Source organism: Streptomyces luteireticuli, from assembly GCF_041519305.1.
In the GTDB taxonomy this organism is placed as follows: Bacteria; Actinomycetota; Actinomycetes; order Streptomycetales; family Streptomycetaceae; genus Streptomyces; species Streptomyces luteireticuli.
This window is the reverse complement of sequence record NZ_CP167927.1, coordinates 5,736,049-5,748,338: the sequence shown is the minus strand read 5'-3', so window position 1 is coordinate 5,748,338 and position 12,290 is coordinate 5,736,049. Positions and strand designations below refer to the sequence as shown.

The window sequence follows — 12,290 nt, the reverse complement described above, 5'->3', positions numbered from 1 at the left end:
AACTTTTTGGCCGACGTCCGGTCGCCCCTGCCCCGCGCGGCTCGCCATGCGCTGTCGAGTCGGGCGCAGATGGCGCAGCCGGGGATCGGGGTCGGCATGGCCGGAGGTCCGCTGCTGTGCGGCAGGGGGATCATGGCGCGTTCTCCCCGTGCTCGTGCTGTTCCGGCTCCGCGGGGAGTCGGGTGATGCGGTCCTGGTCGCCGACCGGGACCGCATCGCCCTCCCGGCGTGCGTGCCAGGGCCGGTCGGTCACGCCGATCAGGGGCCGGGGGAACCGGTAGGCGGGGCGCAGGTCACTCATGGCACCCCCGTGCGATGCCGCCGTACCGGTCGCCGACGAACGCAGGGCGCGACCGCCCCGCGCCCGCCTCCTGTCTTTCATCGGCGGTGGCCAGGCGCAGCTTGCGGGGGTCCGCCTCCCACTCCCTTCCACCGCGCAGGGGCCGGAGTTGGACGTTGGGGCCCTCGTGCCCCATGACGACGCCGACCCGGTCAGAGCACTCGTCCACGACGAGTGTGCCGTTCTGGGGTGCGCCCCGTTGCTCAGCCATGGTGTGATCGTGCCGCTGCGCTGCGAGAGATCACAGGGACGGAACGTCCTACTCTGGAGCCCTTAGTCGGCAACGCCCAGGAACTCGGCAAGCCTGCGCAGCCCCGGCGGCCGGGCCGACATGGCCCACAAGTCGCTGACAATCGCCACAGCCAGCGTGTGATGTCGCATCCAGGTCGGGGCCACCCGCCGGAGCCTCTCAAGCGTTTTCACGGCCCCGGCGGCGTCCCCGACATCTGCGCAGGCGCGCGCCACGTCCAACAGCAGCCACGTCCGCCAGGAGGGCGGGATGTCTCTGCTCAGCCTCATGCCCCTGGCCAGTTGCAGCCCTTCCTCCGGCCGCTCGTGCTGCACAGCGAGACGTACCCGTTCGATGCGCACCGACGACCTGCTGAACACGGACACCAACTTGCCGTCGGCCGGGGGCGGAAGCGTTGTCAGTCGGCCGGCTGCCGCCTCTGCCGTCGTCATCATCTCGTTGGCCGTCCCGTAGTCGTCACTCCGCGCGTACGAGGTAGCCGCAGACATCAGAAGACCACCCCACACCCGGATCCCCGCTGCCGTCCCTTTGTGTTCCTGCTCCACCCGGTCGGCAGCATGAACGGCGAGGTTTCTCGCGTCGTCCAACCGGGCTTGTCGCTGGTACGCCCATGCCACGGAGTTCGACACCATCGGGGCGAGCAAGGGGTCCGAGGAATCCTCGGCGGCCGCGTGCGCCCGCTCCAGAGCGGCAAGTGCCAGGTCTGTCTTGCCGAGGCGCATCGCCAGATGGCCTCCGAGTTGCAGCGCCTTGCCGAGCGCCGCTTGACCGGCCGCCCGCTGCTCCTCGTTCCCCACGGCGGCGAGCAGGCGAGCGTCCGCGATGATGTCCGGCAGAACATCCATGAGGCGGCCGAAATCTGCGGAGTGGTACAGCGTCCACCCGTCCGTGAGTTCAGCCCGCAGGAGGGGCAGGGACAGCTGTTCAACGCCCGTTGGTTCGGCGGGGGGAGCGAACAACGGCGGCATGATCGCGCGACGGACAGCGACCAACTGGGGTGGATCGGCATCTCCGCTTGAAGGGACGCCCGGCGGGTCGCCGAGAAGCGTCGTCAGCTCCACCCCAAGCCCCTTGGCGAGTGAGTGGAGCGTCGGCAGGCGCGCGCTGTGCTTCCGTCGTTGCTCAAGCTTGCGGACCACGTCCACGGACACGCCGGAACGTTCGGACAGCTCCTCTTGGGTCAAGTCCGCGAGGCGACGCAGCCTCCCCATACGATCGCCCAGGTGCTCAGTAGCCATACCGCAGAACCTACGCCGGGGCCGGTCGGACGGCACCGGCTCTTCGGGGGCATCCCCGCCCCCCAACGGGGCCGTTCTCCGGGGGGTTGCGCTGGGTGGAGCGATGAAGGGGTAGGGGGTGGGTTTTGCCCCTGGCCCGCCCTTTCACCGTTTCTTCCCGGGGAGACCCCGGACCCCATTCGCCCTTCGGGCGAAGTCCTCATGCGCCGGACAGGCTGAAATCAGCCCGTCCGGCGCATGAGGACGAACGCGGCGCAGCCGCGTTGCCCCGCGCGGCAGCGCGGCGAGAAACGGTGAAAGGGCGGGCCAGGGGCAAAACCCACCCCGCGGGAACCGCACCCGCATCCATCTCAAGGACTACGCCACCCCCCACCCCCTCCCAAAAGTGCGACCCCACATTCCGGTCCTCTGGCCGACGCCCGCCCCGCCCCCGCCCCCGAGGATGGGAGAAGCTCACCGTCCCCGCCCTCCCCGAGGAGCCCCCGTGTCCCCAGCGGCCCCCCTGACCACCCCCCGCGCCGGCACCGTCGTCGCCCGCGCCACCGGCCTGAGCAAGGTCTACGGCCACGGGGAGACCCGGGTGACCGCGCTCGACTCGGTCTCCGCCGAGTTCCGCCGGGCCGAGTTCACGGCGATCATGGGGCCGTCCGGTTCCGGCAAGTCGACCCTCATGCACTGCATGGCCGGCCTGGACACCGTCTCCTCCGGCTCCGCCCGCATCGGCGACACCGAGCTCGCCTCCCTCGGCGACCGGCAGCTGACGAGGCTGCGCCGGGACAAGGTCGGCTTCGTCTTCCAGGCGTTCAACCTGCTGCCGACGCTCACGGCGCTGGAGAACATCACCCTGCCGATGGACATCGCGGGCCGCCGGCCCGACCCCGAGTGGCTCGGCCGGATCGTGACGACGCTGGGCCTCTCCGGCCGCCTCGGCCACCGGCCGAACCAGCTCTCCGGCGGCCAGCAGCAGCGCGTCGCCGTGGCCCGCGCGCTCACCGCCAGGCCGGAGATCATCTTCGCGGACGAGCCGACCGGCAACCTCGACTCCCGCTCGGGCGCCGAACTCCTGGGATTCCTCGCGGAGTCGGTGCAGGCCCTGGAGCAGACGGTGGTCATGGTGACGCACGACCCGGTGGCCGCCTCGTACGCGGACCGCGTGCTCTTCCTCGCGGACGGCCGCATCGTGGACGAACTCCACCGCCCGACCGCGGACGCGGTCCTCGACCGAATGAAGGCATTCGAGGCCAAGGGCCGTACGAACTAGGGCCATTCGGCCAGCCGACCACCACCCCCAGGAACCCACCCGTGCTGCGCACAGCCCTCCGCAACCTCCTCGCCCACAAGGCCCGCCTCCTGATGACCGCCCTCGCGGTCCTCCTCGGCACGGCCTTCGTCTCCGGCACCCTCGTCTTCAGCGACTCCGTCGGCTCCGCCTTCCGCAACAGGACCGCGAAGAGCCTCGACGACGTCGCCGTCTCCGTGACCGCCGACGGCCCGAGCCCCGGCGCGCTCGACGCCAAGGCCGTGGACAAGGTCCGCGCGATACCCGGCGTGACCCGTGTCCGCCCGTCCGTCAACGGCACCACCACCGTCGCCGACAAGGACGGCAACCCCGCGGGCCGCGAATGGGGCAGCGAGGGCGCCAACTACGTCCCGGACAACGGCAGGAGCGACGGCAAGGACAGCCGCTACCCCCTCCGCACCGGCCGCGGCCCGTCCGCCGCCGGCGAGGTCGCCCTCGATGCCCGCACGGCCGACAGGACCGGAGCGAAGATCGGCGGCACCGTCCGCCTCGCCGTCGACGGCCCCGTGATCACCAAGAAGCTCGTGGGCATCGTCGACACCGACGACCCCCGCGTCGAGTCCGGCGGCAGCCTGGCCCTCTTCGACACCCCGACCGCCCAGAAACTCCTCGGCAAGAAGGGCGAGTTCACCGAGCTCGTCGTCTCCGCCGCCCCCGGCACCGACCAGAACGCCCTGGCGGCCAAGGTCCGCGCGGTCCTCCCCAAGGGCGTCCGGGCGCAGAGCGGCACCGACCTCGCCGCCGAGCAGTCGAAGCTCATCGACAAGGAGACCAAGTCGATCCGGAACACCTTCCTCGTGTTCGCCGGAATCGCCCTCTTCGTCGGCGTCTTCATCATCGCCAACACCTTCACCATGCTGATCGCCCAGCGCACCCGCGAGATCGCGCTGCTGCGCGCGGTCGGCGCCTCGCGCCGCCAGGTCGTGCGCTCGGTGCTGATCGAGGCGGGCGTGCTCGGCTTCGTCGCCTCCGCCGCCGGCTTCGTCCTGGGCCTCGGCATCGCCGTCGGCCTGCGCTCCGTCCTCAATTCGACCGGCGCGAGCCTGCCGGACGGCCCTCTCGTCATCGAGCCGACGGCCGTGCTCTCCGCCCTCGCGGTCGGCACCGTCGTGACCGTCCTCGCCGCCTGGCTGCCCTCCCGCAAGGCCGCGCGGATCGCCCCCGTCGAGGCGCTGTCCGCCGTGGACCAGCCCGCGGCCCCCCGCAGCCTGGTCCTCCGCAACACCCTCGGCGGCGTGCTCACCGCGCTCGGCGTCGCGATCATGCTCTATGTCACGACGTTCCGCGACTCCAGCGGTCTGCAGGCGGCGATGGCGGGCTCCGCCCTCACCCTCGCCGGCGTGATCGTCCTGGCGCCGCTGCTCTCCCGCCCGTTCGTCGCCGCCTTCGGCAGGGTCACCGACCGCCTGACCGGCGTGAGCGGCAAGCTGGCCCGCCGCAACGCGCTCCGCAATCCACGCCGTACGGCCGCCACCGCCTCGGCGTTGATGATCGGCCTCACCCTCATCACCGGTTTCACCGTGGTCGCGATCTCCGCCGACCGGGGCGTGGACCGGATGGGTGGCCAGGACCTGACCGCCGACTACAAGGTCACGTCGTCCGGCTTCGGCGGCCTCTCCCCCGACGTGGCCCGAACGCTGGCCGGGCAGCCGGGAGTCGACGCCGCCGTCCCGATCCGGATGACCGGCTTCCAGTCGGGGAACGCCCCGGCCGGACTCCGCGCCACGGACGTCGCCTCGCTCGGCAAGGTCACGGACCTCAAGGTGCGCGAGGGTTCGCTCGCCGCGGTGCGCGGAAAGTCCGTCGCGGTCTCCGACGAGTACGCCAAGCAGCGTGCGCTGCGCGTCGGTTCGTCCCTGCCCATGGAGTTCTACGATGGGAAGAAGGCCACCGCGCGCGTCGCCGCCGTCTACACGAAGAACGACGTCCTGAGCGACGTCATCGGCGCCCCCTCCCTCGTCGACCCGCACCTGGACAAGGTCCTCGACCAGGAAGTGCTGGTGAAGGCGGCCCCCGGCGCGTCCGCCGACCTGCCCGGCACCATCCGCAAGGCGCTCGGCGCCAACCCGCTGATCAAGGTGCAGAGCCGGGACGACCTGCGGCGCGAAAGCGCGGGCAGCATCGGCGACATCCTCTTCCTGATGTACGGCCTGCTGGGCATGGCCGTGGTCATCGCGGTGATCGGCGTCGTCAACACCCTGGCCATGTCCGTCTTCGAGCGGACCCGGGAGATCGGCATGCTGCGGGCGATCGGCCTGGCGCGCTCCGGGGTGAAGCAGATGGTGCGCCTGGAGTCCGTGATGATCGCGATGTTCGGCGCGGTGCTGGGCGTCGGCCTGGGCGTCTTCCTCGCCTGGTCGGGCGGCCACATCCTGCGGTCGTCGTTCCCCACGTACGAGATGGTCGTGCCGTGGGGCCGGATCGGGATCTTCCTCCTGCTGGCCCTCGCGGTGGGCGTCCTGGCGGCCCTCTGGCCGGCCCGCCGGGCGGCGAGGCTGAACATGCTGGAGTCCATCGGCACGCAGTGAGCGTAGGTGCAGGAGCGGTGTGCGGCGCGCAGAGTCCCCTGCGCGCCGCACACCGCTCTCGTATACCCGGCCAACTCGCCGTCAGGCCAGCGGAGTTTGCGATAGCGTGCGGCCGGCGCTTCAAGCGCCCCTCAGGAGGGCTCCGCACGGGCTGTAGCCCGGGAGTCCTGGAGGCGGCTGACAGGACGGTGACCGGCAGTCCTCAAGCGCCGCGGACAGCCGCCTTCGAGAAGATCGTCCGCACCACCGGGCGACGGCAGGAGACGGCAGGCGACGGGGCATGCCCGTTTACGGAATGTGCATGCGGGAACACATTCGGGAAAAGCAGGCTCTTCCGAGCCGCACCCGCACAAGGACGCCCACTGCAACGGGCCTCGGCCGACCTGTGGATGCTCCGGTCAACCCTGTCCGGGCCATCGAGAGCGAGTCGGCTTTTCTCCAGGAGACACGAGGTGCCCGGGGATGAGCACACAGCCCCCACCCGACGAGACCGGGACCGAGACCGGGATACGACGACGGAATCTGCTGGCCGTGGCCGCGCTGACGCCCGCGTCCGCGAAGCTGGCCCTCCGCGACTCCCACGCCGAGCGCGACCCCCACGCCGAACGCGACCCCCATGCCGGGCACGATTCCCACGCCGGGCACGACCGAACGGGCCGTCCCGCCACCCCGGTTCCCTCCACCACGGCGACATGGGCCGGGGTCGCCGGGACGCTCGGCCGCAGCGGCAACATGATCCGCGGCCTCTACTACCACACGCCGTTCCCCCGCTGGGATCTCCACGTCGTCTCCAGGGGCATCACCCTCACCCCCGGACTCGCGCTCGGCTCCCATGTGTCGTTCGCCCGCTACAGCGACGGAAACACGCTGGTCATGGGCGACTTGATCATCACCGAGTGCCGGCTGCAGAGGCTCAACGACGCCCTGCACACGCACGGATTCATGCAGACCGCGATCCACAAGCACCTGTTGGCCCACACCCCGGCGCTCTGGTGGACGCATATCCACACACAGGGCCGCGACCCCGTCCGTATGGCCCGCGGCCTGCGCGCCGTCGTGGAGGCGACCGGCACCCCGCCCCCTCCCCCGCCCGCCCGGCCGCGTCCGATCGACCTGGACACCGCGGGGATCGACCGGGCGCTGGGCGTCCCGGGCACCACGGCCAACGGTGTCCACGCCTGCACGTTCATCCGGCGGGAGACGATCGTGGACCACAACCGCGCCCTCCCGCCCGGTCTCGGGGCGACCACGGCCTTCACCTTCCAGCCGCTGGGCGGCGGACGCGCCGCGCTCAGCGGCGACTTCGCCATGGTCTCCGGGGAGGTGCACGATGTCCTCGCGACCCTGCGTCACGGCTCGATCGACCTCGTCGAGCTGCACAACCACGGGCTCACGGAGGAACCGCGGCTGTTCTTCCTCCACTTGTGGGCGGTGGGCGACGGCGTCGCGCTCGCGCGCTCGCTCCGCCGCGCGGTGTCGCTCACGAATGTGGCACCCGCGCCCGGTTCCTAGAGGTGCCCGACGGGGGGCAACGGGTCGGCGAAACTGCCGGGGATCAACGGGACTTGTTGTCCGCGATCCAGTCCTCGTTGTCCTGCCAGGCGTAGAGCGTGCCGCCGTCCGTCGCGGCGTAGTAGAGGCCGCAACGCGCCTGGGCGGTCGTGCCGGACGGGAACCACGACGCCGACAGCGCCGGGCGCTTCGACAGCGCGCCGGACAGCGGTTCGCAGGAGGACGGCAGCTTGCCGCCGGGCAGCGAGGCGCGGAGCAGGCGGTCGCCGCCGGTCGTCTTCATCGCGTAGCGCACGTCCGCCGCGTCGTCGGGCAGCCAGCGCGGCACCGTCGCGCGGTCGGCCTTCGCCTCGGCACCGGTGGTGTAGCGGGACGACTCGTCGTGACGGCTCTCGTACCAGTCCTTGGCGGCGGGGGCGACGGCCGCGCCGGTGGCGACGACGGCGGCGGCCGCGACCGCGCCGACGATGATCTTCTTCATGGAGGGCCTCCGCGAGGGGGACGGGGACGGGTCGGAATGTCTGATTCCAGTGTCCGGGCCCTTCCCCGCCCAGGAGTCAGCCCGACGCACGGTCCTGGCGTCAGACTCCGGGCCTACGGCCCCTAGGGGATGCGCACAAATGAGGATGCGCACGAACGGGGATGCACACGGACAGGGATATGCACGAACGGGGATACGCACGAACGGCCCAACCGCGCGGGCGGCACCGCTACGGTCCCCGTAGGTTCGAGAAGGCTCACACCCCGGAGGCCCCCATGCCCGTGGAACCGGCCATCACCGCCCTGCTCGCCCGGTACGGCCCCCTGCCGCCGCTCCCCGTCGACCGCGCGCACGTCGAGCAACTGCGGGAGCAGGGGCGGGCGTTGGCAGAAGATCTCGTACCGATCGAGGTCGGCGCCGTGGAGGACGGCGCGCTGCCCGGCCCGGCCGGGGAGATCCCCGTACGCGTCTACCGGCCGGAAGGGGCCGACGGCCCCGTGCCCACCGTCGTGTTCTTCCACGGCGGAGGCTGGGTCGCCGGGGACCTGGACTCCCACGACCAGATCACCCGCCGTCTGTGCCGGGACGTGCACGCCGTCGTCGTCGCCGTCCACTACCGGCGGGCGCCGGAGCACCCGTTCCCCGCGCCGCTCGACGACTGCCTGGCCGCCGCACGCCATGTGGCCGAGCACCGCGACGACTACGGCGGCGGGCGGCTGGCCGTCGCGGGCGACAGCGCCGGCGCGAACACGGCCGCCGTGACCGCCCTCGTCTTCCGGGACGAACGGCGGCCGCTGGACGCCCAGTTGCTGGCCTATCCCCCGACGGACTGCAGCGGCACGCGGTCCCACCCGTCGCGCACCGAGAACGGCGAGGGGTACTTCCTCACCACGGAGACGATCGAGGAGCTCCAGCGGGTCTACGCGGGCGGCGACCCCGGCGCCCTCCGCTCATGGCGGATCTCCCCGCTCCTCGCCCCGGACTTCACGGGCGTCGCGCCGGCCGTCATCGGCACCGCGCGGTACGACCCGCTCCGGGACGAGGGCCGCGCGTACGCCGAGGCGCTGGCGGACGCCGGTACGGATGTCTTCCACCGCACGTACGACGGTCTCGTCCACGGCTTCCTCAGCCTGTTCGAGCAGTCGCCGGCGTCGGACGCCGCGACGGCGGAGCTGTTCGCGCAACTCGCGGAACGGCTCCGCCCCTAGCGGACCGCAAGGTCAGAAGACGGACTCCGCCTCGTCCATCCGGTCCTCCGGCACCCGCTTCAGCTCGGTGATCGCGTCCGCCAGCGGCACCATCTCGATGTCGGTACCGCGCAGCGCGGTCATCATGCCGAACTCGCCGCGGTGCGCGGCCTCGACCGCGTGCCAGCCGAAGCGGGTGGCGAGGACGCGGTCGTACGCGGTGGGGGTGCCGCCGCGCTGGACGTGGCCGAGGATGACCGGGCGGGCCTCCTTGCCGAGACGGTGCTCCAGCTCGTGGGCGAGCGCGGTGCCGATGCCGGCGAAGCGCTCGTGGCCGAACTGGTCTATGGCGCCCTTCTGGTAGTTCATCGAGCCCTCGGCCGGATGCGCGCCCTCGGCGACACAGATGACGGCGAACTTCTTGCCGCGGGCGAAGCGCTCCTCCACCATCTTCACCAGGTCCGCCGGGTCGAAGGCGCGCTCGGGCAGGCAGATGCCGTGGGCGCCGCCGGCCATGCCGGACTCCAGGGCGATCCAGCCGGCGTGGCGGCCCATGACCTCGACGACCATGACGCGCTGGTGCGACTCGGCGGTGGTCTTGAGGCGGTCGATGGCCTCGGTGGCGACGCCGACGGCGGTGTCGAAGCCGAAGGTGCGGTCCGTGGAGGAGATGTCGTTGTCGATCGTCTTCGGAACGCCGACGACGGGCAGGCCCGCGTCGGAGAGCATCCGGGCGGCGGTCAGGGTGCCCTCGCCGCCGATCGGGATGAGGACGTCGATGCCGTGCTCGCGGGAGAAGTCCTTGGCGTTCTCGCACGCCTCGCGCAGCCGGGCGCGCTCCAGGCGGGCGGAGCCGAGGATGGTGCCGCCGCGGGCGAGGATGCCGCTGACCGCGTCGAGGTCGAGCTTGCGGAAGCGGCCGTCGAGCAGGCCCTTGAAGCCGTCCTCGAAGCCGATGACCTCGTCGCCGTGTTCCGCGATGGCACGGTGCACCACTGAGCGGATGACGGCGTTCAGGCCGGGGCAGTCGCCGCCCGCGGTGAGGACTCCGATGCGCATCGTGCTGTGTCTCCTGCTCGCTACTGGTACCTGTGAGCCGGACCCGATTGTTCCATGGGCCCGCCGGTGCTGCCGTTGCATGGCCATCTCCGCGGCCACCGTCCACCGCGCCCCGCCTGACGAGCGCCTTATCCAGGGGCGCAGGTATTGTCAAGAGGGCAAGACCACCCTAACGGGTATTTTCACAGGCCGGGCGAAGAACAGAAGAACGGTCTGTGACACCCCACGGCAACTACCCCACGGCAACTTCACGGCATGGAGCAAGGAGAGCACGCGTGACGCGCAGCGTGTACGTGACCGGGACCGATCGAGGCGACGGGCGCCAGGTCATCGAGCTGGGAGTCATGGAGCTCCTGACCCGCCAGGTGGACAAGGTGGGCGTCTTCCGCCCGCTCGTCCACGGCGACGGGCCGGACCGGCTCTTCGATCTGCTGCGGACCCGCTACCGGCTGGAGCAGTCACCCGAAAGCGTCTACGGCCTCACGTACGGCGAGGCCGCCGCCCTCCAGGCCGAGAAGGGCACGGACGAGCTGGTCTCCACCATCGTCGAGCGCTTCCACGCCGTGGCCCGGGAGTACGGGCACGTCCTCGTCCTCGGCACCGACTTCATCGGCAGCAACCTGCCGGACGAGCTCGCCCTCAACGCCCGCCTGGCCAACGAGCTCGGCGCCTCCGTGATCACCGTGGTCGGCGCCCAGGGGCAGGCCGCCGAGTCCGTGCGCGCCGAGGCGCGCAACGCCTTCCGCGCCTACGAGGCGCTGGGCTGCGACGTCGTCGCCCTGGTCGTCAACCGCGTGGCGCCCGCCGACCGCGAGGCCGTCGCCGAGGGCCTGGCCGCCGGCCTGCCGGTGCCCTGCTACGCGCTGCCCGAGGAGGCCTCGCTCTCCGCCCCGACCGTGGCGCAGATCGTCCGCAGGCTGGGCGCCTATGTGCTGCTCGGCGACGAGGCCGGCCTGGACCGCGACGCCAAGGACTTCGTCTTCGGCGGCGCCATGCTCCCCGTCTTCCTCCCCGCCCTGACCGAGGGCTGCCTGGTGGTCACCCCCGGCGACCGCGTGGACCTGATCGTCGGCGCGCTGGCCGCGCACAGCGCCGGCGCCCCGCCCATCGCCGGTGTGCTGCTCACCCTCGACGAGCGCCCCGGCGAGGACATCCTGGCGCTGGCCAACCGCCTCGCCCCGGGCACCCCGGTGATCTCCGTGCCCGGCGGCTCCTTCCCGACCGCGGCCGAGCTGTTCGCGATCGACGGCAAGCTCGACGGCTCGTCCCCGCGCAAGACCGAGACCGCCCTCGGCCTCTTCGAGCGCCACGTCAACACCGCCGAGCTGGGCGACCGCATCTCCGTCGCCCGCTCCGGCCGCGTCACCCCGATGATGTTCGAGCACGCGCTCATCGAGCGCTCCCGCTCCGCCCGCCGCCGCGTCGTCCTGCCCGAGGGCACCGAGGAGCGCGTGCTGCGCGCCGCCGACGTGCTGCTGCGCCGCGACGTCTGCGACCTCACGCTGCTCGGCGACGAGGACGCGATCCGCAAGCGGGCCGGCGAGCTCGGCATCGACCTGGGCGAGGCCCAGCTGATCGACCCGCAGCAGTCCCCGCTGCGCGAGCGCTTCGCCGAGATCTACGCCGCGGCGCGGGCCCACAAGGGCATGACCGTGGAGCTGGCGCACGACGTCGTCGCCGACGTCTCGTACTTCGGCACGCTGATGGTCCAGGAGGGCCTGGCCGACGGCATGGTCTCCGGCGCGGTGCACTCCACCGCGGCCACCATCCGCCCCGCCTTCGAGATCATCAAGACCGCGCCGGGCGCCCAGATCGTCTCCTCGGTCTTCTTCATGTGCCTCGCCGACCGGGTCCTGGTCTACGGCGACTGCGCGGTCAACCCCGACCCCAACGCCGAGCAGCTCGCGGACATCGCCATCCAGTCCGCCGCGACCGCCACCCAGTTCGGCGTCGAGCCGCGGATCGCGATGCTCTCGTACTCCACCGGCACCTCCGGCTCCGGCGCGGACGTGGACAAGGTCCGCCGGGCCACCGAGCTGGTGCGCGAGCGCCGTCCCGACCTGCTGGTCGAGGGCCCGATCCAGTACGACGCCGCCGTGGACGCGGCCGTCGCCGCGACCAAGCTCCCGGGCTCCGAGGTCGCCGGCAAGGCCACCGTCCTGGTCTTCCCCGACCTCAACACGGGCAACAACACCTACAAGGCCGTGCAGCGCTCGGCCGGCGCGGTCGCGGTCGGCCCGGTCCTGCAGGGTCTGCGCAAGCCGGTCAACGACCTGTCGCGCGGCGCGCTGGTCCAGGACATCGTCAACACCGTCGCGATCACCGCCATCCAGGCGCAGGGCGAGCAGCGCGGCGACCGCGTCGAGCCGTGATCCCCGGTATGTCCCCTGTCGTT

10 protein-coding genes are annotated in these 12,290 nt (G+C 71.9%); 5 read left to right on the top strand and 5 right to left on the bottom strand.

The window, feature by feature from the left end; translation table 11 throughout:
- Positions 1-130: 130 nt before the first annotated feature.
- From AB8735_RS25925 to AB8735_RS25915, 3 genes are all read right to left on the bottom strand, one after another.
- Positions 131-301 (bottom strand): hypothetical protein, encoded by a 171-nt coding sequence (locus AB8735_RS25925; protein WP_372409698.1) that lies wholly within the window; start codon positions 299-301, stop codon positions 131-133.
- Entirely contained in the window at positions 294-551 is a 258-nt protein-coding gene (locus AB8735_RS25920; protein ID WP_372409695.1) for a hypothetical protein, read from the bottom strand. The genes AB8735_RS25925 and AB8735_RS25920 overlap by 8 nt, the downstream gene beginning before the upstream one ends.
- Before the next feature lie 62 nt (positions 552-613).
- Entirely contained in the window at positions 614-1,828 is a 1,215-nt protein-coding gene (locus AB8735_RS25915; protein ID WP_372409693.1) for a helix-turn-helix domain-containing protein, read from the bottom strand.
- Positions 1,829-2,270: 442 nt separating this feature from the next.
- Between AB8735_RS25915 and AB8735_RS25910 the strand changes: the two genes are divergently transcribed.
- From AB8735_RS25910 to AB8735_RS25900, 3 genes are all read left to right on the top strand, one after another.
- Positions 2,271-3,089, top strand: a complete 819-nt coding sequence (locus AB8735_RS25910; protein WP_372409690.1) for an ABC transporter ATP-binding protein — start codon at positions 2,271-2,273, stop codon at positions 3,087-3,089.
- A gap of 41 nt (positions 3,090-3,130) precedes the next feature.
- On the top strand, positions 3,131-5,656 hold the full coding sequence (locus AB8735_RS25905) for an ABC transporter permease (RefSeq protein WP_372409687.1): 2,526 nt from the start codon (positions 3,131-3,133) through the stop codon (positions 5,654-5,656).
- Between the two features lie 462 nt (positions 5,657-6,118).
- A complete protein-coding gene (locus tag AB8735_RS25900) occupies positions 6,119-7,168 on the top strand; it encodes a DUF1259 domain-containing protein (RefSeq protein WP_372409684.1) in 1,050 nt (349 codons plus the stop codon).
- 43 nt (positions 7,169-7,211) lie between these two features.
- Here the strand turns inward: AB8735_RS25900 and AB8735_RS25895 are convergent, their stop codons facing one another.
- Positions 7,212-7,649: a hypothetical protein gene (locus AB8735_RS25895; RefSeq protein WP_372409683.1), complete on the bottom strand. Its 438-nt coding sequence runs from the start codon at positions 7,647-7,649 to the stop codon at positions 7,212-7,214.
- A 275-nt stretch (positions 7,650-7,924) separates the two neighbouring features.
- On the opposite strand from AB8735_RS25895, the gene AB8735_RS25890 reads away from it, so the two are divergent.
- The gene (locus AB8735_RS25890) at positions 7,925-8,857 is read left to right on the top strand and encodes an alpha/beta hydrolase (protein ID WP_372409682.1); all 933 of its coding nucleotides are present in this window, start codon (positions 7,925-7,927) and stop codon (positions 8,855-8,857) included.
- A 12-nt stretch (positions 8,858-8,869) separates the two neighbouring features.
- Here the strand turns inward: AB8735_RS25890 and AB8735_RS25885 are convergent, their stop codons facing one another.
- Positions 8,870-9,895 carry an ATP-dependent 6-phosphofructokinase gene (locus AB8735_RS25885; RefSeq protein ID WP_344019360.1) on the bottom strand — a complete coding sequence of 342 codons (1,026 nt, stop codon included), beginning with the start codon at positions 9,893-9,895 and terminating at the stop codon, positions 8,870-8,872.
- 275 nt (positions 9,896-10,170) lie between these two features.
- On the opposite strand from AB8735_RS25885, the gene pta reads away from it, so the two are divergent.
- Positions 10,171-12,267, top strand: coding sequence for a phosphate acetyltransferase (pta, locus tag AB8735_RS25880; protein ID WP_344019358.1), 2,097 nt, complete (start codon positions 10,171-10,173; stop codon positions 12,265-12,267).
- The last annotated feature ends 23 nt before the right edge of the window (positions 12,268-12,290 follow it).

What these genes read in the sequence shown, in the direction of transcription:
- AB8735_RS25925 (WP_372409698.1), bottom strand. Translation starts at nt 301, where the DNA reads ATGAGTGACCTGCGCCCCGCCTACCGGTTCCCCCGGCCCCTGATCGGC.
- AB8735_RS25920 (WP_372409695.1), bottom strand. Translation starts at nt 551, where the DNA reads ATGGCTGAGCAACGGGGCGCACCCCAGAACGGCACACTCGTCGTGGAC.
- AB8735_RS25915 (WP_372409693.1), bottom strand. Translation starts at nt 1,828, where the DNA reads ATGGCTACTGAGCACCTGGGCGATCGTATGGGGAGGCTGCGTCGCCTC.
- AB8735_RS25910 (WP_372409690.1), top strand. Translation starts at nt 2,271, where the DNA reads ATGGGAGAAGCTCACCGTCCCCGCCCTCCCCGAGGAGCCCCCGTGTCC.
- AB8735_RS25900 (WP_372409684.1), top strand. Translation starts at nt 6,119, where the DNA reads ATGAGCACACAGCCCCCACCCGACGAGACCGGGACCGAGACCGGGATA.
- AB8735_RS25895 (WP_372409683.1), bottom strand. Translation starts at nt 7,649, where the DNA reads ATGAAGAAGATCATCGTCGGCGCGGTCGCGGCCGCCGCCGTCGTCGCC.
- AB8735_RS25890 (WP_372409682.1), top strand. Translation starts at nt 7,925, where the DNA reads ATGCCCGTGGAACCGGCCATCACCGCCCTGCTCGCCCGGTACGGCCCC.
- AB8735_RS25885 (WP_344019360.1), bottom strand. Translation starts at nt 9,895, where the DNA reads ATGCGCATCGGAGTCCTCACCGCGGGCGGCGACTGCCCCGGCCTGAAC.